We start from the raw sequence: 20,193 nt of genomic DNA, 5'->3' as shown, positions 1-20,193 counted from the left end.
GCCCGGCGGGGACGACGGAGGGCCCTCCCCGTGCCGGAGCAGGAGGAGGGCCCTCGCGGTGGTGCAGGACGGCTCAGCCGCAGGGGGTGAGCTTCGCGACGGCGTCCGACAGGGTGCCGGGGCCGCCGAGGAGGACGACGCGCGTCGCTCCGCTGGCCTTGATGTCGTTCAGCACAGCGGCGGGCACGCAGGTCGGCTGCACGGCGAAGAGGGGGCTGTTCGCGTAGCCGGCGGCCGTCGCTCCGGAGAGGGCGTCGGGGAAGTTCTCGCCGGTCGCCAGGAACACCGTCTTGGCCGTGCGGAAGGCCGCGCGGTTCAGCTGCTCCGAGGTGTCGTAGCGGTCGGTGCCACCGATGCGGGTGATCGCGGGGCCGGTGAGCGAGCTCTGGATACCCGCGCTGACCGAGAGCTCCGAGCCGGCGATGGTCAGGGTCGACACCCGCAGCCGCGACACGATCGCCTTGGTGATGGGGTCAGCCTGCGGGAGCGTGCCGTTGACGAGGATGACGGGAGCATCGACCGAACCGGCCGCGGCACTCGCGCCCAGTGCGTCCGGGAACTTTTCGCCCGTGGCCAGCCACGCCTTCGACGATCCGCCGCCGAACGCGTACTGGATGATCTGACGCGAGGTGTCGTAGCGATCGACGCCGCCGAGACGGATCAGGTTGCGGTTCTCGGCGTAGCCGGCGAGCTCGGTTGCGAGCGTGTCGCCGACGCTCAGTGCGGAGCCGACTACGACGATCCGCTTCGGCTTGAGGCGGGTCAGCTCGTCGCGGACGACCTGGCTCATCGAGTCGCGGTCGACCAGGAGCAGCGGGCCGCCCTGCTTGGCGGCGGCCGGTCCGGCGCTGAGCGCGTCGGGGAAGTTCGAGCCGGTCGCCACGTAGACGACGGGGACGCCCGGGGAGAAGATCGACTTCGAGACCTCGACGGCGGTGCCCTGGCGGTCGCTGCCCGCGAGGCGGGTGACGGTCGGGCCGGTGCCCGGGGTGGGCGTCGGAGTCGTCGCCGGGACGACGCGCAGCGGCGCGCGCACCACAACGCCGGCGCCGGCCGGCTGCTCGCCGCCCTTGCTGAGTCCGCGCACCTGGACGGACGGGGCTCCAAGCGGCGAGGTGTCGCCGAAGGTGAGGTAGCGGTCGTAGAACTCCTGCGTCGGCTGGACCGCGACGGAGGCGCCACCGTTCAGGACGCGGGTCGGGGCGGTCAGTCGTGAGCCGTCATCGGTGCCGACCGTGGCGCTGAGGCCCGTCAGGTCGAAGAAGCCGGGGACGCCGGAGTCGAGGACGATCACGTCGCCCGCGCCCGCTTCGGTGACGGTCCCGCCGCCGGCCCAGAAGATGCCGCCCGCAGTGCGGTCGGTGGGAGTGGGCGCCGACAGATCGAGGTCCGCCTCTCCTGATCCACTCGGAGGGGCGGCCGTGAGGACCGCAGCCAGGTCGAGGACGAAGCCGGTCCTCTCGACACCGGCCGGTGCGTAGGCGTCGGCAGCTCGATCCTCGGAGCCGGTGAGGTTCAGCGAGAGTGGGCCGCCCGTGAAGGAGTCGACGGTGCGCGGTAGCGGGATGGCGATGGAGTTAGTAGCGGGATCGACGGCGACCGTGCCGGTGGCCAGGTCGGTCGGTGTACTGCCCAGCTGCCAGTCGACGCTGCGGTAGGCCGGGTGCGACCACTTCGTGAAGGAGTCCGGCGCGCTGGAGTCGGGGAGCTCGACGGTCAGCGTGGTCGCGTCGCCGGGCACGGGCAGCGGCGGAGCGCCGCCGAACCGGCCGGAGTCCGACCAGATGTACGGCGCCGGGGCGACCTCGACAACCCGGTTCGCCGCGGAGGCGGATCCCGCCGACACCAGCGATCCCGCAACGACGGCGGCGACACTCGCGAGCGCCGCCCCCGCCCTGATCCAGCGCTTGCTCGTCTTCGTAGAGATAACGCTCGTAAATACCATGGACTTCCACCCTTCGTCATGGTGGAGGACCGATCGTCGACGCTGCAGCCCCCCGCGCGGATCGATCCTGATCCGCGGCCGCGTCCTAGCGCTCGAAAGCTATCGGGCGCCTGTCCAGCGCCGCAATCCCCGTCGGCACGATATCCCGGATGGGGGGACAGCAAGCGAGGAGGGATGCCCGCGATGCGGGGCCGCCCTACTTCTTGTCCTTGGTCTCGACGTCGCCCGAGAGCGCGGCGATGAACGCCTCCTGGGGGACCTCGACGCGGCCGACCATCTTCATTCGCTTCTTGCCCTCCTTCTGCTTCTCGAGGAGCTTGCGCTTGCGAGTGATGTCGCCGCCGTAGCACTTGGCCAGGACGTCTTTGCGCATCGCGCTGATCGACTCGCGGGCGATGATCCGCGCGCCGATCGCGGCCTGGATCGGCACCTCGAACTGCTGCCGCGGAATGAGCTTGCGCAGGCGTCCCGTCATCAGGACTCCGTAGGCGTAGGCCTTCTCACGGTGCACGATCGCACTGAACGCGTCAACCTGCTCGCCCTGGAGGAGAATGTCGACCTTCACCAAATCGGCCTCCTGCGAACCGGCGGGCTCGTAGTCGAGCGAGGCGTAGCCCGCGGTCTTCGACTTCAGGTTGTCGAAGAAGTCGAAGACGATCTCGCCGAGGGGCATGTGATAGCGGATTTCGACGCGATCCTCGCCCAGGTACTCCATACCGATCAGCGTGCCGCGGCGGCTCTGGCACAGCTCCATGATGGTGCCGACGTAGTCCTTCGGCGCGAGGATGGCGGCCTTAACGATCGGCTCCGTAACGGCCGCGATCTTGCCGACCGGGAATTCACTCGGATTGGTGACGGTGACGGTCTTCTTGTCCTCCGTCGAGACCTCATAGATGACCGAGGGCGCGGTGGTGATGAGGTCGAGACCAAACTCACGCTGCAGGCGCTCGGTGATGATCTCGAGGTGCAGCAGGCCGAGGAAACCGCAGCGGAAACCGAAGCCGAGCGCCACCGAGGTCTCGGGCTCGTACACGAGCGCCGCGTCCGAGAGCTTGAGCTTGTCGAGGGCCTCGCGCAGATCCGGGTAGTCACTGCCGTCGATCGGGTACAGGCCGGAGAAGACCATCGGCAGCGGCTCGGTGTAACCGGGCAATGCCTGCGTCGCGGGCTTGGAGGCGGTGGTGACGGTGTCGCCGACCTTCGACTGGCGGACGTCCTTCACTCCGGTGATCAGATAGCCGACCTCGCCGACCGCGAGGCCCTTGGTCGCCACCGGTTCGGGGCTGGAGACGCCGATCTCGAGGATCTCGTGGGTCGCGCGCGTCGACATCATCTGGATCTTCTCGCGCGGCGAGAGCTTGCCGTCGATCATCCGCACGTAGGTGACGACGCCGCGGTAGGCGTCGTACACGGAGTCGAAGATCATGGCGCGCGCGGGGGCGTCGGCGTCGCCGACGGGCGGCGGAATGAGCTCCGTAACGCGGTCCAGGAGCGCCTCGACACCCGCGCCGGTCTTGCCGGACACGCGCAGCACGTCGTCGGGGTCGCCGCCGATGAGGCTCGCGAGTTCCTTCGCGTACTTCCCCGGATCGGCCGCGGGCAGGTCGATCTTGTTCAGGACCGGGATGATCGTGAGGTCGTTCTCGAGCGCGAGGTACAGGTTCGCGAGCGTCTGCGCCTCGATGCCCTGCGCGGCGTCAACCAGGAGGATCGCGCCCTCGCACGCGGCGAGCGAGCGGCTGACCTCGTAGGAGAAGTCGACGTGCCCCGGAGTGTCGATCATGTTCAGGGCGAAGGTGCGGCCGCCGCGTTCCCACGGCATCCGCACGGCCTGCGATTTGATCGTGATACCGCGCTCGCGCTCGATGTCCATGCGGTCGAGGTACTGCGCGCGCATCGCCCGGTCCTCGACGACCCCCGTGATGCCCAGCATCCGATCGGCGAGAGTGGACTTGCCGTGGTCGATGTGGGCGATGATGCAGAAGTTGCGGAGGGACGCCGGATCAGTCGCGGCGGGCTCGAGCCCGGAGTGTGCACGTGGAGACATCGTGCGACCAGTGTCCCATGCCCGGCGGCGGGGGCCGGGACCGGGCGCTCGCGCTGCGCGATGCGGGCGATGGCCGGCGGTTGAAGGGCGGCGACGGGTGCGCTAAAGTTCCTTGTTGGCTTGCGCTCCCCCTCCGGACACCCGGCAGGCGTGGAGTGATCAGAAGCCGGCGACCTCCAGTCGCACCGCAGGGCATCCAGACACCCGCGGAAGGGGCACTCCGACGAGTAGCCGGCTGCACACACGCACATCCGAGAAGAAGGTAATCCACGTGGCAAACATCAAGTCGCAGATCAAGCGCAACCTCACCAACAAGAAGGCGAACGAGCGCAACAAGGCCGTCAAGAGCGAGCTCAAGACCGCCATCCGCTCGGTCCACACCGCCATCGCCGCCGGCGACACCGAGAAGGCCGGCACCGCCCTCGCCTTCGCCGCCAAGAAGCTCGACAAGGCCGCCAGCAAGGGCGTCATCCACAAGAACCAGGCCGCGAACCGCAAGTCCGCCATCGCGAAGCAGGTCGCGGGGCTGTAATACGGCGCCTCGCAGCAACGACAAAGGGTCCGGCCGATGGTCGGGCCCTTCGTCGTTGCAGCCCGGCGTCGACGGGCTCCCCGTTCACCGCGAGCGTCGACGGGCGGAGATCGAGAGCTCGCCGATATCGGTCTGCGGGATCTCCTCGACGACGTCGATGCTCCTGGGTGGTCGGTGCTCCTGGGTGAGGGAGCCCCACCCTCACCTGGACAGGGCTTTTGCGGCGGGGAGTTGTGAGGGGCGGGAGGGGGCTCAGAGACCGCGGGCGGAGACGACCGTCACCAGGCGCTCGAGGGCGTAGACGGGGTCGCGGGTGGCACCCTTCACGTTGGCGTCCGCATCGGCGACCGTGAGAATCGCGGTCCCGAGGCCCTCGCCTGTCCAGCCCTGGAGGTCGCGGCGGGCCCGGTCCACCTGCCAGGGGGCGAGCCCCAGGCGGGAGGCGACCTGCCCGGAGCCCTCGCGGGTGCCGGCGACCTTCGCCATCGTGCGGAGCTTGCTCGCGAACGCGGCGACGATCGGCACCGGATCGGCACCGGACGCGAGGGCGTGACGGAGGCCCAGCAGGGCCTCCCCATGCCGGCCGGCGATGGCGGAGTCGGCGACGGTGAACGCCGTCGTCTCGACCCGGCCGCCGTAGTACTTCGCGACGGTCGCCTCGGTGATCTCGCCGGACGCATCCGAGAGCAGCTGCTGGCACGCCGAGGCGAGTTCGTCGAGGTCGTCGGAGAACGCCGAGACGAGGGCGCGGACGGCGCCGGTTGTTGCGGTGCGGCCGGCGGTGCGGAACTCGGCGATCGCGAAGTCGACTTTGTCGCTCTCGCGCTTGAGCTCGGCGCAGACGATCTCGATGCCGCCGCCGGTGCCCGACCGGATGGCGTCGAGCAGCTTCTTGCCGCGGTTACCGCCGCCGTGGCGCAGCACGAGGGTGGCGCCGTCGGCGGGGGCGGCGAGGTAGTCGAGCGTCTCGAGGAGAAACGCGTCGGTGCACTTCTCGACGTTCGAGACTCGGATGAGGCGGGGCTCGTCGAAGAGGGACGGGCTCGCGAGCGTCAGCAGCTCCCCCGGCGCGTACCCGCCGGCGTCGATGTCGCTGACCTCCAGGCTCGGGTCCTCGGCGCGCAGGAACTCGCGGAGGAAGCGCACGGCGCGATCGGCGAGAAACTGCTCCGGACCGGTGATCAGCACGATCGGTGCGGGCCGCGTCTGGTTCCAGGGGAGCTGCGGGATCGCCGCCTTCGAGGGCGCTGCCTTTGCGCGTGTCGGGGCCCTGCCTGCCATGCCGTCATCCCTTCGTGCCGCGCCATTCGAGTGCCCTCCACCCTATGGCCCACCTCCGACGCCGAGCCGTCGCCGGCGCCGCTCCGCTCGCCCAGACCGCGATCCCGTCATTCCGGGACGCGAGCACGACCGTGCCCTCGACATCCGTCCTCAGCGCCTCGACGCCGCGCTCGGCGAGCAGGGCGAGCAGCGACGCAGTGGGGTGCCCGTAGTCGTTCCCCGCCCCGACCGAGATCAGCCCGACCCCCGCGCCGAGCGCATCATAGAGGGCGGGCGCCTGATCCGCCGAGCCGTGGTGCGCGACCTTCACCACGTCGACCCGGCCGACAGGCAGCCGGGAGACGCGGCCCTGTTCCTCCGCCCCGAGGTCGCCCAGCAGCGCGACGGACAGCGGGCCTCCCCGGGCGTCGGCGCCGATGTCGACCCGCAGCATCACGCTCGCCTCATTCCCGCGCAGCGCACTCGCCCGCTCCGGCCACTCCACCCGCCACCGGAGGGAGCCGAGCGCGCCGCTGTCGCCGCGGGCCGCCTCCTGCACGGTCGCTCCCGCCCGCGAGAGCGCGGCCCGGTCGCGCTCGTCGTCGCGGCCGGCGGCGGGCCCGACCAGCGCGGCGTCGATCCGGCCAAGGGCGGATTCGAGCCCGCCGACGTGGTCGAGGTCGTAATGAGTAAGCACCAGCAACGAGACCCGGTCCACTCCCATGAGGCGGAGGCAGTCGTCCAGCGGTGCGGGTTCCGGCCCGCTGTCGACGAGCAGCACGCCCGCATCGCCGCGGAGGAGGATCGCGTCGCCCTGGCCGACGTCGCACATCGCAACGCGCCAGTCGTCGGGCACCGACGCGGCGCGGAGGAACGGAGTTGCGGCGGTGCTGCCCCCGGCCGCTGCGAGCGCGCAGGCGAGGGCGACCGCGGTGATCCTCCGCAGCCGCGCGAGCCTCGGCGATCGGGTGACCAGCACGAGCGCGAGAGCGGTGAGCACGGTCAGCGCGAGCGCCCCTGCGACGCCCGGCCACCAGGCGATCCGCGGGGCGGGCCAGGAGGCCACAGCGCGGGCGATCGCGGCGATCCACCACGTGGGCACTGCCGCGAGGCGGATCGCGACATCGGCGCCGCCGGGCCACCACGGTGCGAGTAGGCAGCCGATCAGTCCGAGACCGGTCGCAGCGGGTGCCGCCGGCTCGGCGAGCAGATTCGCGAGCACCCCGTACACCGGCACTGACGGATCCACGAGCACCAGGACCGGCTGGCAGGCGAGCTGCGCGGCGGTCGGCACTGCGAGCACAAGGGCGAGCGGACGAGGCAGCAGCCGGCCGAGCGCGGCGCCGATCGGCTCGGCCAGCAGTAGGAGCCCCGCGGTGGCGAGGACGGAGAGGACGAAGCCGAGCCTGCCCGCAATCGACGGATCGGCGACCACGAGCACGACGACACTCGCCAGCAGGGCCGGCACCGCCGCTCCGGAGCGCCGCCCGAGTCGGGCGAGAAGGACCACCGTCGCCATCGCCGCGGCCCGCACCACGCTCGGCTCCGGGGTCACGAGCACGACGAAGGCCGCGAGCAGGGCGAGCGCGGCGGCGGTCCGGAGGCGGCGCCCGACTCCGAGGAGTGCCGCGATCGTCCAGCCTGCCAGCACCACGACCGCGCAGTTCGCGCCCGACACGGCGGTCAGGTGGGTGAGCGAGGCGGTGCGCATCGCCTCCTCGAGCTCTGCGTCGAGCGCGGAGGTGTCGCCGGTCGCGAGCCCCGGCAGCAGACCCGCGACGTCGCCGCCGATCCGATCCGCGCGCTCGAGGAAGCGCGAGCGGAGAAGCTCCGCCACCGCGCCCGCGCCTTCCGGTCCGCGCCGCTCCACGATCCTCGAGGCGGCGAGCAGAGTCGCCTCACCAACGGCCCCCTCTCCCGGCCCCGCGCGCGCGTCGAGCACCAGCTCGGAGGCGACCGGGAGGCGCCCGCCCGGTTCGGCGAGCAGAACCCGGACCGGAGCCGACACCGCGTCGTCGCCAATCCGCAGCGCAGTCGCCTCGAACCAGACCCCGCCGGTGCGCAGCGGTCGTGCTCCCGTGTCGATGCGGACGGTGACCACCCTCTCCGCGCGATCCTCAACCGCCGAGCGGAGGGCCTCCGGGTGATCGCCGGGCGCGGAGACGACGACGGAGGTCATCGCCAGGGCGGCACCCGCCGCCGCGACCAGCACGACTCCCGGTAGAGCGCGTACGCGGTCGCGGCGGACCAGGAGCAGGCCGGCCGCCGCGCCGACCAACGCCCACGTCGCGGCGCATGCGGCGCCTCCCTGATCGAGCACCACCGCCACCGGGAGCAGGCCCACCGACCACGCGGCCGCCCAGCTCGTCACCGCAACCGGCAGCAGGCGCAGGTCCGACGACCGCACGGCCCTCACGGCGCGACCTGATCGCGGAACGCGGCGAGCGTCTTCTCGCCGATGCCGGGCACTTCGAGCAGCTGGTCGACCGACGTGAACGGTCCGTTCTCCTCGCGGTAGGCGACGATCTTCGCGGCCGTCGAGGGCCCGATCTCGGGCAGCGCCTCGAGCTGCGCCGCGCTCGCCGTGCTCAGGCTCAGAACCGACCCCGTAGCGGAGGCACCCGGCGCCCCGCCGGACATCGCTGGCGCCGCTCCCACCGCCGGCACCACGACCTGCTCACCGTCGACGAGCTTGCGCGCCAGATTCACCGCCGCCCGCTCCGCCGACCCGCCGAACCCGCCCGCCGCGGCGACCGCATCCGCCACCCGCGCCCCGGGCGACAGCAAGTACAGCCCCGGAGTCGCGACCTCGCCGGCGACGTGCACGTACAGCGACTCGACCGCCGTGGCGGGCGCACTCGCCGCCACCGTCGGCTCGAGGACCCGCTCGCGCCCTCCCGCGCGAGCACCCGAGAGCAGGACCGCGACGACCGCGGCTCCGACGACGAGCACCACTGCCGCCCCCGCACCGATTCGCCAGCGGGGCCGGGAGCGGCGTGGCCGCAGCAGCGCCGTCAGCTGCTCGTCGTCCGTCCCGGTGCTGTCTGGCATGCGACGACGGTAGGACGCCGGTCACTGTCCCCGAGGACAGCAGGCGCCGATCAGCGGAGAGCTAGCCGATGAGCCCGTTGTGGAGGAGCCTCGATCCCTCTCGGACGTGAGCGCTGTTCTCAGGGGCGTCGACGCTGGTCCCACTGCCTCCGCAAGGCCACGACACCGTAGACGAACACGACCATGAATGCATCGAATCCCAGAACGAAGATCCACGAGGACACATTCGCGGCATCCGACCCCCGCACCAGCGCCGAGATCTGAACCGGAATGACGATCATGACGATCAGCCAGGAAACCCAGGATATCTTTCTGTGATTCTTCATTCGCGACACTGATCCTCGAGAGTCAGAAGGTAGATGCGGAAGTCTTGGCCGTCAGGGCAGACCCCGTGCGCAGCCGCGATGGAGGCAATGGTGACTCCGATACCGCCGGCCACCACACAGCCCACGCCGCCGCTCTCGGGGCCGAGGGCCGCACAGATCGCCGCCGCCAGCCCGCCTGCGGCAGCCCCCGCGCCCGCGGCCTGCTCCGAGGAGTCACCGCCTCGAAAATGAAAGGCAACACGTGAACCCTCAGCCACCGATGTAACGGAACGGGATGAGGATCCGCTCTTCAATTCTTCAGCAAGTCGGGTCATCTGATCCCGACTCAGCGCTCGTGCCGTGGACGCTTGCCCTGATGATTGTGATGCCGGATCCTTTGAGAGGAGCGTCATCGCAGAGGCCGGACAAGCTGCGCTGATCACCAAAGCGGTGGCGGCGATCACGACTCCCGTTCGCACTGTCCACTGTTGATAGTCACGATTCATGAACGCTCCTGCTTGCGCATAGTCACAGACTACCGTGTCTGGCCGCGAGTGTGCACCGAGACAATACTCATTATCGGCAGGATCTCTCTCATTCGCTTAACGCGAATCTTCCCGAGGTACAGCAATCCGGAGAATGAGTGATGGCACTATTCAGACACGATGACTCACGAGCCGCGAGTCACGAGCCTCTCGTGCTCCGGTGCCCATGCCGTCAGCATCCGGCCGCTCGAACAGAACGAGCCGGACGCCCGAGCACTAGACCGCCTTCGTCACCAGATTCACCAGTCGCGGCACCCGCACGATCGCCTTCACGACCTCGCGGCCGACGAGAGCCCGTGCCACCCCGCTCGTCGCCCGCGCGCGCTCCTCGAGCTCGTCGGACGAGATCTTCGGCGACACCTCGAGGCGATCGCGGACCTTCCCGTCGACCTGGAGGATCGCGGTGACCTTCTCCTCGACCAGCAGCGTCGGGTCGGCCTTGCGCCACAGCGCGTGCGCGACGGTGCCCTCGTAGCCAAGCCGGTGCCACATGTCCTCGGCCGTGTACGGCGCGAAGAGGTTCAGCGCCATCGCGACGACCTCCGTGGCCTCACGAACCGCGGGATCGCCGGCTCCCGCGCCCGAGTCGAGCACCTTGCGCGTCGCGTTGACCAGCTCCATCAGGCGCGCGACCACGACGTTGAACTTGAACGCCTCGATCAGCGACGGCGACTCCGCAAGGAATCGGTGCGTCTGGCGGCGCAGCGATGCGTCGCCGTTCTTCCATTCCACGTCGGGCTTGGAGGTGACGTCCTTCGCCAGGCGCCAGGCGCGCGCGAGGAACTTTCCGCTGCCGCCGGGAGACACGTCGGCCCAGTCGATGTCATCCTCGGGCGGGCCGGCGAAGGCCATCGTCAGGCGCACGGCGTCGACGCCGAACTCGTCGAGCTGATCCGACAGGCGAACGATATTGCCCTTCGACTTCGACATCGCGGCGCCATCCATCTGCACCATGCCCTGGTTCAGCAGCGCGGTGAACGGCTCCGTGAACGAGACATAGCCCAGATCGAACAGCACTTTGGTGATGAAGCGGGCGTAGAGCAGGTGCAGGATCGCGTGCGTCACTCCTCCCACGTACTGATCGACCGGCGCCCACTTCTCGGCGAGCTTCGGATCGAACGCCTGCGTGTCGTCCTTGGGCGAGAGGAAGCGGAGGAAGTACCACGACGAGTCGACAAAGGTGTCCATCGTGTCGGGGTCGCGACGCGCGGGCGAGCCGTCGACCGGATGCGGCACGCTCACCCACTCCTCCGCCGCTCCGAGCGGCGACGAGCCCTTGGGCTGCAGGTCGAGGCCCTCGGTGGCGGGCAGGACGACGGGCAGCTGATCCTCGGGGACCGGCACGAGCTCGCCGTCGGCCGCGTGAATGATCGGGATGGGCGTGCCCCAGTAGCGCTGACGCGAGATGAGCCAGTCGCGCAGGCGGTAGTTCTTCGCGGAACGGCCACGGCCGCGCTCCTCCAGCAGCCGGATCACGCGCTCGATCGCGGTCCGCTTGGAGAGTCCGTCGAGCGGACCGGAGTTGATCAGGCGGCCGTCACCCGTCAGCGCCTCGCCGGTCGTGGCCGGGTCGAGCGAGTACTCCTTCTCGAGCGCGGCCAACTCCTCCGGGTCCTTCGGGATGACCGGGATCGCGCCGGTGACGGAGGCGGTCGTGTCCACCACGACGCGCACGGGTAGGTCGAAGGCGCGGGCGAAGTCGAGGTCGCGCTGGTCGTGCGCGGGGACGGCCATGACCGCTCCGTGACCGTAGTCGGAGAGGACGTAGTCGGCGGCCCAGATCGGCAGGCGCTCGCCGTTCACGGGGTTCACCGCGTACCGACCGAGAAAGACGCCCGTCTTGGGGCGGTCGGCCGTCAGGCGCTCGATCTCGCTCGACTTCTGCACCGTCTCGAGGTACGCGCGGAAGGCGTCGCGGACCTCGGCCTCGGAGTCTTCGACCAGCTCGGCGGCGAGGTCGGAGTCGGGGGCGACGACCATGAAGGTCGCGCCGTAGAGCGTGTCCGGGCGGGTGGTGAAGACGGTGACGCGCCCGTCACGACCCTCGATCTCGAACTCGACGTCGGCGCCCACGGAGCGGCCGATCCAGTTGCGCTGCATGGCGATGACCTTCGACGGCCAGGAGCCCTCAAGCTGATTCAAATCGTCGAGCAGGCGATCGGCGTAATCCGTGATCTTGAAATACCACTGCGTGAGCTTCTTCTTGACCACCACCGCGCCGGAGCGCTCGGACGTGCCGTCCGCGAGGACCTGCTCGTTCGCGAGAACGGTCTGGTCCACCGGATCCCAGTTGACCCAGCTGTCCTTGCGGTACGCCAGACCCTTCTCGTACATCTTCAGGAACAGCCACTGGTTCCACTTGTAGTACTCGGGGTCGGAGGTGTGCAGCACGCGGTCCCAGTCGAAGGACGCGGCGTAGCGCTTCATCGAGCGCTTCTGCTGCTCAATGTTGTCGTAGGTCCACGTGACCGGATTCAGCCCCCGCTTGATCGCGGCATTCTCGGCGGGCAGGCCGAAGCTGTCCCAGCCGATCGGATGCAACACAGTGAAGCCCTGCTGGCGCCAGTAGCGCGCGATGACGTCACCCAGCGCGTACGCCTCGGCGTGACCCATGTGCAGGTCTCCGGAGGGGTACGGGAACATATCGAGCACGTACTTGCGGGGGCGCTTGTCGTCGGGGTCGTCCGTCGCGAACGGGCGCGTCTCCTCCCAGATCGGGAGCCACTTCTCCTGGAGCGCTCGGAAGTCGTAGCGCTCCTCGTCGCCGGCGCCGGTCTGCTGGGAGGTGTCTTCTGCCACAGGTGCTTCTCACTTCTGAAGGAGGGGGAGAACGCGCACACGTGGGCGGCTGCGTTCGACCATCAACCCTACTGGCCCCGCGCAGACGGCAGACGAACCGGGCGCCCGCTCACCTCTCGGCGGCGCCCAGCACCGCGAGGAGCGCCCGCGCCTTCAACCGCGTCTCCTCGACCTCCTCCTCCGGCACTGAGAGCGCGGTGATGCCGCCGCCCGTGCCCAGGCGAGCGCGTTCGGCGTCGAGCACGAGGGTGCGGATGGTCATCGCGAGATCCAGCGATCCGTCCGAGCCCAGGCGGCCGAAGGCGCCGGAGTAGATCCCGCGCGGCCCGCCCTCCCACTCGCGCAGCAGCTCCACGGCCCGCCGCTTGGGCGCGCCTGTCATCGAGCCGGCCGGGAACAGGGCCGCGATCAGCGCGGCGATGCCGACTCCGGGCGCCCGGCGGGCCGAGACCTCGCTGACCAGCTGGTGCACATGCGGGTAGCTCTCCACCTGGAGGAGCCGGTCGACGACAACGGAGCCGGGAACGGCGATCCGCGCAAGGTCGTTGCGGACGAGGTCCACGATCATCACGTTCTCGGCGCGCTCCTTGACGCTCGCGACGAGCTCGTCCCGCAGCGCGCGGTCCTCCTCGGTATCCCTTCCCCGGGGCCGGGTTCCCTTGATCGGATGCGTCGCAACGCGTCCGTCGGCGGTGCCGGAGAGGAAACGCTCGGGCGACGCGCTGACGAGGGCGAGCGGACCGAGCCGGATCAGCCCGCCGTGGTGGCTCGGGCTGGAGCGACGGAGCCGACGGTAGGCCTCGACCGGGTCGAAGCGGCCCTCGACGACGATCTCGTCGGTGAGGCACGCCTGATAGGCGTGGCCGGCGCGGATGGCCGCCTGGCAGCGGGCGATCAGCCCGGTGTACTCGTCGGCGCGATGGCGGCGGACCGGCTCCCCGGCGAGCTCGGCGGCGGCGGGACCTGCGAGAGCCGGGGCCCCGGCGAGCGCGCGCACCCGGTCGGCGAGCTCCTGCGCGTCACCCGTGGCGACCAGCCGCAGGGTCCGCTTCGCGTGGTCGACCTCGAGGACCGGGTCGCCGCGCAGGAGGGCGAGCGCGGGCGGAGCACCGGGACCCTCCGGCACGGGCGGCAGGGCGACGGAGGCGGCTCCGGCCTCGTAGGAGATCCAGCCGTAGCGTCCGAGTGCCCGGTCGCCGGCGGAACTGTGGGCGCCTGCACGGGTCTCAGCGTCGACCGCGGCAAGCGCCGCCGCAACCTCGCCGCCCGCGTCGACGACGAGCACGTCCTCCGCCGCGCAGGAGCCGAGGTAGGAGCGGCCACTCGCGGCTCCCGGACCGGAGTCGAGCCAGAAGGACGCCTCGGCTGGCGCGAACAGGGCGACGTACGCGAGCTCCGGGTCGACCCAGGGCAGCTCGATCGAGCGGACGTGCCGATCCTCCGAGACCACTGGGCTAGCGTAGGCCGTCGTGGACGGCGAGCGGGTGCAGGAGTGGGACGGGCGCCGGCTCGTCCCCGTGGCGCAGCCGCCCGCGGCTCCCCTGGCTGCCGCCGACTCCTGGCTGGTCGACGAGGGCCGGATGCGCGGACTCGATCTGCACCGCGAGCGCTTCACCCGCTCCGTCGCCTCGGCGGGCGGGCACCCCGACGTGGAGCTGTTCCTCGACGCAGCGATCGCCGCCCTACCCCGTGCGGGTCGCTCGTTCCCCCGCGTCGAGCTCTCCGGGGGCGCCCTGCGACTCCGGCTGCGGCCGGCCCCGTCGCTCGGCCGCTCCGTGGTGCTGTGGACCAGCCCTGTGGATCCGCGGCGCACCCCCTCCTGGAAGGGACCGGACATCGCCCGTCTGGAGCTGCTGCGGGCGCGCGCTCGGGCGGCGGGGGCGGATGAACCGGTGCTGCTGGACGCGGAAGGCGCGGTGGTCGACGGGGCGAGCAGCGCAATCCTGTGGTGGCTCGGCGACGCGCTGGTCGTCCCTCCGGTGACGAGCACGCGGGTGCGCAGCGTGACGGCCGGCACGGTGTCGGTGCTCGCCGGGGCGCTCGGCGTCGACGTGATCGAGGCCCCGGCCGAACCCGAGTCGCTGGAGGGGCGGGAGGTTTGGGCGGCGAACGCCCTGCACGGCCTCCGCCTGGCGACTCGGTGGGTGGACGGGCCGGCGCTCGCCGCGGAGCCGGGGCGCCTGGATGCGTGGCGGCGGCGGCTCGACGTGCTGCGGCGGCCGCTGCCGGAGGGGTGAGGCTCAGAGCCCCGGGTGCGATGTGCAGGGACTGCTTCGCCCGCGCCGTCCGATGTGCAGGGACCGCCTCGCCGACACCGTCCGATGTGCAGGGGATTTCTACGCGAGAGCACTCTCCGCCACCAGAATCGGCGAGGCGGGCGCGGATCCCCTGCACATCGGACGGGGAAGTGAGTGTCGGTCCTGCAAATCGGACGGGGAGACGTCACCAGGCGGCGCGGAAGCCACGTCCGGCCGACGGAAGGGCCCCCGTTCTGGTGGCACTCGGGCGCCGCGCCGTGCAAGCATCGAGTACCCCCTCTCCCGGCCCCGTCGGCCACTCGAGAAAGTCCTGCGATGACGCATCCCCGCTTCCCCCGCCCCCTCGCCTCCGGGCTGGTCGCTCTCGTCGCGACCAGCGCGCTGCTTTCGGCGCTACCCCCGCCCTGGCCGCGGAGAACCCCCAGCAGCCGCTCTCCTCCTCCCAGCAGTCCCCCGCCGACCTCGCTCCCGCGAGCGACTCCCCCGACGCCACGCAACAGAGCGCCCGTGCGACCGTCACCTACTACGACGCCCTCGTCGGCGGTGAGCGGCTGACCGCCGGCCAAAAAATCGCCTCCGGAGCAGGCGGGTACGAATTCCGGATGCAGAGCGACGGCAATGCGGTGACCTCTGACGCCCAGGGCCGAGCGTCGTTCTCGACCGGCACGCAGGGCCGCGGCTCCTACATCTCGATGCAGAAGAACGGCGAGCTCGTCGTCTACTCCGCGAGGAACGTCGCCGTGTGGAGCACGACGACCACCAATGAGGCCGGCGCCTCGGTCATCATCCAGGGTGACGGCAACCTCGTCGTCTACCGCGAGAACGGCTCCCCCGCCTGGGCGAGCAACGTCCGCCGCACCATCCCGGAACCGGTCACCGACACCCTCTTCTCGGAGCAGAACCTCCGCCCGGTCCACCAGCTGACCTCGGCCGACGGCCGGTTCCGCGCTGTGATGCAAAGCGACGGCAACTTCGTCGGCTACGGCCCGCAGGGCGTCGTGTGGAGCGTCGGCACCTCCGGCAAGGGCAACCGGGTCGCCCTGCAGAAGGACGGCAACATCGTGATCTACGGCGCGGACGAATCGGTGAAGTGGTTCTCGGGCACGTCCGGCAGAAACCTCCGCCTCGGCGTCAACAACGCCGGCTCGCTGATCCTCGTGGACAGGGACGACGACGTCCTCTGGACCAGCCAGGCAGCCTTCCCCTCAAGCACCCTCTCTGCCGCCAACTCTCTCGAGGCGGGCAGCTTCCTCCGCTCGGCCAACGGCGTCTACCGCGCGGTGATGCAGGCCGACGGCAATTTCGTTCTCTACGGCAAGAACGGCCCGCTCTGGGCGACGAAGACCTCTCGCTCCGGTGCCTTTTTCGCGATCGACACCGACGGGCAGCTGGCCGTAGGCACCGAGACCACCAGCGGATGGTCGGCAGTTCCGCCCGCGTCGGCGGCCGGTCCGTTCCGGCTCGTGCTGCAGGATGACGGCAACCTCGTCGAGTACGACAGCCGCCGCGCGGTCTGGTCCGTCCGCTGACAGCCTCAAGGCCGAGAAGCTGCGCGCGAGCCCGGACCGGACAGCACGGCGGAGGATGAGGATGGTGGGGTGAGCGCCCCCGGTGACTTCATCCGAGCAGCCCTGGCCTACGAGGGCGACATCTGGCGTGCGCAGGACGTGCGGGAGCGGCTCGGGGCGGGCCTGGACTCTACGGGCGCCTCGGTCGGGGCCGTCCGCGGCACTGTGCGCGACGCGCTCAACAAGTTTCGTGGGCTCGAGCACGACGAGATCACCGCCCTCTCCTCGGAACTGTGGGATCTGCCGGTGTTCGAGCCGCGCCTGGCCGCCGTCGTCGTGCTCCAGTCCTGCGCGGGCTGGCTGCACGCCGGGGACCTCACCCGCCTCGAGGGCTTCGTGCGCGATGCGCGGGTGGACGAGCTGAGCGACCCGCTGGCCCGTGACGTTCTGGCTCCGCTGCTCGCCGGCCTGGACGGTGCGGCGAGAAGCCGGGCCGACGCTGTCCTGGACCGCTGGGAAGCAGAGGGCGGGCGCTTGGCGCGCACGGCCGCCCTGGCTCGCCCGAGGCATCTGCAGAACGAAGGCTGATCCGGGCGACACGACGCAGCGACGCCCGTACGGACGCCTCAGCCTTCGTTGCGCAGGTCGTCCTCGCCTGCAGTGCCGTCGGCCACCCGGATCCGCCGGTCGACCACCAGCCCGGGCGCGACCCGGTGCGCGATCAGCACCACTGTCCGCCCCTCGGCCGCCCGCAGCAGATCGGCGAGCAGCGCGTCGGCGACGGGAGCATCCACTGACGCGGTCGGCTCGTCCAGTATCAGCACCCCGAAGCCGGCCAGGAGCGCGCGGGCCAGTGCAATCCGCTGTGCCTGCCCGCCCGAGACGAGCGATCCGCGCTCGCCCACGCGGGCGTCGAGCCCGCCGCGCGCGGCCAGCCACGAGCCGAGCCCGACCCGCTCCAGCATCGCCTCGAGCACAGCGTCATCGGCGTCGGGCCGCGCGAAGAGCAGGTTCTGCCGGATCGTGTCGTCGAAGAGGTACGGCTGCTGCTCCACCAACCCGACTACGCGCCGCACCTCGGCCTGCGGCAGGGTGCGTGCCTCGACTCCGCCCAGGAGATAGCTGCCGGAATAGCCCAGGAAGCGCACCAGGGCGTGCGCGAGCGTGGTCTTGCCGGAACCGCTGCCGCCCGTCACGAGCACACGTGCACCGGCCGGTAGCTCCAGCGAGACACCGCGCAGGGCGGGCTCAGCGGCGCCGGGCCAGCTCACCGCCAGGTCGCGCAGCACGATGTCACTGCCCCGGGGCGTCGCAGCGAGCGGATCCACGTCGGCGTCGCTCGCGAGCGCCGGCGATGCCGCTTCCGCATCCAGATCAGCCACGCGCTGGGCGCTGGAGAGCGCCGCGCGCGCGGACTGGACGGCGAGCGGAGCCGCGGCGGCGACTTCGAAGACCGCGAGCGGCACGAGCGCGACGACACCGAGCGCGGGTCCGCCGAGATCGCCGAGAGCGGGGATCCCGAGCGCGAGGCCGGCCCACACCGCTCCGCCGGAGCAGAGCGCGAGCACGGCCGCAGCAAGCCCCGTGGAGGTCGCCCGCCGGCGCGCCGCTTTCGCGAGCGCCTCCTCCGCCCGCTCGACCGCCGCCAGGGCCTCGTCGGCCGCGTCGAACGCGATCAGCACGTCGAGCCGAGTGACCAGCAGGTTCAGGCGCTCGGCGAGATCTCCCCGCAGTGGCGCCAGCTCGCGGTCGGCCTGCGCCGAGAGCGTGCCTGCGCCCACCGCGCCCACCGCGAACGCGACCAAGAGGAGCACCAGCAGCACAGCGCCCATCGCCGGCAGTAGCAGCCACACCCCGACCACCGAGGCCGACGCGATGACCGCCGAGACGAGCAGCGGCTGCACGACCCGCAGCGGCACATCCTGCAGCGCGTCGACGTCCGCGACCACGCGGGAGACCAGGTCGCCGCGCCGCACCCGCCCCAGTCCAGCGGGTGCGACCGGCACCAGACGCTCGTAGACGCCGACCCGCAGCTCCGCGAGCGCACGGAACGCCGCGTCGTGCCCGGCGAGCCGCTCCAGGTACCGGAAGAAGGCCCGCGCGAGTGCGAACGCCCGCACCCCGACCACGGCCATCGAGAGGAACAGGATCGGCGGCTGCTCGGCCGCGCGCACGATCAGCCAGGCTGAGCAGGCCAGCAGCGCCACCGCGGAGGCGGAGGAGAGCACACCGAAGCCGAGCCCGGGCAGGAAGCGGCGCGGCCCGGGCATCGCGGCGCGGAGGACGTCGGCGCGCTTCATCGCGCGACCACCTCCGCCGGCTCGAGGGCGATCACCGTGTCGGCCGCGGCGATGGTCGCGGGCCGGTGGCTGGCAACGACGATGATCGTGCCGCGCGCTGCGAGGGTCCGTAGCCCCGCGAGCAGGGCCTGTTCCGACTTCTCGTCGAGGGCGGCGGTCGGCTCGTCAAGGGCGAGCACGGCGCAGTCCCGCTCGAGCAGCCGGTGCACAGCGCGGGCGACGGCGACCCGGGCGCTCTGCCCGCCCGAGAGGCCAGTGCCCTCGGCGTCCAGGCGGCGCTCCGGAGCGACGTCGGCGCCGGCGATCGAGAGCGCCCGCCGCACGCGGTCGGGATCCGCGGCGAGCGTGCCGAGCTCGACGGCGGAGGCGACGGTGCCCGGCAACAGGTCGGCTCGCTGGCCCGCCCAGGCGAGCGTCGAGCGCAGATCGGCGACTGGAGTCCCGCCCAGCAGTAGCATGCCAGAGAAGGGCACGAACCCCGCGAGCGCGGCGAGCAGCGTCGACTTCCCCGATCCGCTCGGCCCGGTCACGACCGTGATCGAGCCGACCGGCAGCACCGCGTCGACGGGAGCGAGCACCCGTCCGTGTCCGTCGTCGACCTCGAGGCCGCGCAGCTCCAGCTCTCCGGGTACCCCCAGCTCTCCGGGGGCTTCCAGGGATCCCGGGGCGCCTACGCGAGCGGGCAGCGCCGCCGCGCGCTCGATCACCACGAACGCCCGATCCGCCGCCTGCACCCCCTCCGCCGCTGCGTGGAACTCCGCACCGACCTGGCGCACCGGCAGGAACACCTCCGGCGCGAGCACCAGCACGAACAACCCCACCGCGAGTCCCAACGAGCCGTCGACGAGGCGGAGCCCGATCGACACTGCGACCAGCGCGACCGAGAGCGATCCCGCCAGCTCCAGCACGAAGCCGCTGACGAAGGTCACTCGCAGCACGGACATCGTGTGCCGCCGGTAGTCCTCGGTCAGCGCACGGATCCGCGCCGCCTGCCGCTCGGCCCGCCCGAAGATCTTGAGGGTCGCCAGTCCGCCGACGGTGTCGACGAAGCCGGAGGCCAGCGTCTGCAGCCGCTCCCACTGCCGCGCCTGGACCGCCTGGGTCGCCCAGCCGATCAGCACCATGAACACCGGGATCAGCGGCAGCGCGACCACCAGGAACACCGCACTCAGCGGGTCGGCGAAGAACACGACGAGGGTCAGCAGCGGAGTCGCCACCGCGGTGGCGATCAGCTGCGGCAGGTAGCGGGCGAAGTAGCCGTCGAGGGCGTCCAACCCGCCGCCGAGCAGCGCAACGATGCCGCCGGAACCGCCCTCGCGCCGGCCCGCCGGTCCGAGCTCGACCAGCGCGGCCAGGACGGCCTGGCGCAGCTGCGCCTTCGCGCCCACTCCGCCGCGCACCGCATTCACCTCGCCCGCCCAGGCGAGAACCGCCCGTGCAGCGACCACCGCGAGCAGCACGGCCAGGAGCGGCGCGAGGTCCGAGGCGCTTCTCCCATCGACCGCGCCGGCCACCAGCTGCGCCACAAGCCACGCGAAGGCGACGATCGCGAGGGTGCGGGCTAGCGCGAGGGCCCCGCCGAGCAGCAGGAACACCCGGGCTGCGCGGGCGTAGCGCAGCAGTCGCGGGTCGAGCGGCTTCAC

The 20,193-nt window shown here is 71.4% G+C and carries 15 protein-coding genes; 4 read left to right on the top strand and 11 right to left on the bottom strand.

Going from position 1 to position 20,193, the window contains the following annotated elements; translation table 11 throughout:
- Positions 1-73 precede the first annotated feature (73 nt).
- Both C5D07_RS09645 and lepA read right to left on the bottom strand, forming a co-directional pair.
- Positions 74-1,945, bottom strand: a complete 1,872-nt coding sequence (locus C5D07_RS09645; protein ID WP_104259250.1) for a cell wall-binding repeat-containing protein — start codon at positions 1,943-1,945, stop codon at positions 74-76.
- 196 nt (positions 1,946-2,141) lie between these two features.
- The gene (gene lepA, locus C5D07_RS09640; RefSeq protein ID WP_104259249.1) at positions 2,142-3,992 is read right to left on the bottom strand and encodes a translation elongation factor 4; all 1,851 of its coding nucleotides are present in this window, start codon (positions 3,990-3,992) and stop codon (positions 2,142-2,144) included.
- A 271-nt stretch (positions 3,993-4,263) separates the two neighbouring features.
- On the opposite strand from lepA, the gene rpsT reads away from it, so the two are divergent.
- Positions 4,264-4,524, top strand: a complete 261-nt coding sequence (gene rpsT / locus C5D07_RS09635; protein WP_068253686.1) for a 30S ribosomal protein S20 — start codon at positions 4,264-4,266, stop codon at positions 4,522-4,524.
- 252 nt (positions 4,525-4,776) lie between these two features.
- Here the strand turns inward: rpsT and holA are convergent, their stop codons facing one another.
- From holA to C5D07_RS09605, 7 genes are all read right to left on the bottom strand, one after another.
- On the bottom strand, positions 4,777-5,805 hold the full coding sequence (holA, locus tag C5D07_RS09630; protein WP_068253689.1) for a DNA polymerase III subunit delta: 1,029 nt from the start codon (positions 5,803-5,805) through the stop codon (positions 4,777-4,779).
- Between the two features lie 4 nt (positions 5,806-5,809).
- Entirely contained in the window at positions 5,810-8,200 is a 2,391-nt protein-coding gene (locus C5D07_RS09625; RefSeq protein ID WP_104259248.1) for a ComEC/Rec2 family competence protein, read from the bottom strand.
- On the bottom strand, positions 8,197-8,835 hold the full coding sequence (locus C5D07_RS09620; protein WP_104259247.1) for a ComEA family DNA-binding protein: 639 nt from the start codon (positions 8,833-8,835) through the stop codon (positions 8,197-8,199). Before C5D07_RS09620 ends, C5D07_RS09625 begins: the two co-directional genes overlap by 4 nt.
- A 119-nt stretch (positions 8,836-8,954) precedes the next feature.
- On the bottom strand, positions 8,955-9,161 hold the full coding sequence (locus C5D07_RS09615) for a hypothetical protein (RefSeq protein ID WP_104259246.1): 207 nt from the start codon (positions 9,159-9,161) through the stop codon (positions 8,955-8,957).
- Entirely contained in the window at positions 9,158-9,646 is a 489-nt protein-coding gene (locus C5D07_RS15395; RefSeq protein WP_146076682.1) for a hypothetical protein, read from the bottom strand. Before C5D07_RS15395 ends, C5D07_RS09615 begins: the two co-directional genes overlap by 4 nt.
- A gap of 255 nt (positions 9,647-9,901) precedes the next feature.
- Positions 9,902-12,484, bottom strand: a complete 2,583-nt coding sequence (leuS, locus tag C5D07_RS09610) for a leucine--tRNA ligase (RefSeq protein WP_104259245.1) — start codon at positions 12,482-12,484, stop codon at positions 9,902-9,904.
- 109 nt (positions 12,485-12,593) lie between these two features.
- On the bottom strand, positions 12,594-13,934 hold the full coding sequence (locus C5D07_RS09605; RefSeq protein ID WP_104259244.1) for an anthranilate synthase component I family protein: 1,341 nt from the start codon (positions 13,932-13,934) through the stop codon (positions 12,594-12,596).
- Positions 13,935-13,953: 19 nt separating this feature from the next.
- Here C5D07_RS09605 and C5D07_RS09600 point away from each other — a divergent pair, with 19 nt between their 5' ends.
- From C5D07_RS09600 to C5D07_RS09590, 3 genes are all read left to right on the top strand, one after another.
- Positions 13,954-14,721, top strand: a complete 768-nt coding sequence (locus tag C5D07_RS09600; RefSeq protein ID WP_237358152.1) for an aminotransferase class IV — start codon at positions 13,954-13,956, stop codon at positions 14,719-14,721.
- Positions 14,722-14,978: 257 nt separating this feature from the next.
- The gene (locus C5D07_RS09595; protein ID WP_170063540.1) at positions 14,979-16,271 is read left to right on the top strand and encodes a hypothetical protein; all 1,293 of its coding nucleotides are present in this window, start codon (positions 14,979-14,981) and stop codon (positions 16,269-16,271) included.
- Positions 16,272-16,340: 69 nt separating this feature from the next.
- Positions 16,341-16,838: a DNA alkylation repair protein gene (locus tag C5D07_RS09590; protein WP_104259242.1), complete on the top strand. Its 498-nt coding sequence runs from the start codon at positions 16,341-16,343 to the stop codon at positions 16,836-16,838.
- Positions 16,839-16,876: 38 nt separating this feature from the next.
- Here C5D07_RS09590 and cydC read toward each other — a convergent pair whose 3' ends face one another.
- Positions 16,877-18,550 carry a thiol reductant ABC exporter subunit CydC gene (gene cydC / locus C5D07_RS09585; RefSeq protein WP_104259241.1) on the bottom strand — a complete coding sequence of 558 codons (1,674 nt, stop codon included), beginning with the start codon at positions 18,548-18,550 and terminating at the stop codon, positions 16,877-16,879.
- Positions 18,547-20,193, bottom strand: coding sequence for a thiol reductant ABC exporter subunit CydD (gene cydD / locus C5D07_RS09580; protein ID WP_104259240.1), 1,647 nt, complete (start codon positions 20,191-20,193; stop codon positions 18,547-18,549). The genes cydC and cydD overlap by 4 nt, the downstream gene beginning before the upstream one ends.

Origin of the sequence: Rathayibacter tritici (genome assembly GCF_002932875.1) — a bacterium.
Lineage (GTDB): Bacteria > Actinomycetota > Actinomycetes > Actinomycetales > Microbacteriaceae > Rathayibacter > Rathayibacter tritici.
This window is presented reverse-complemented; position numbering and strand designations above follow the sequence as displayed.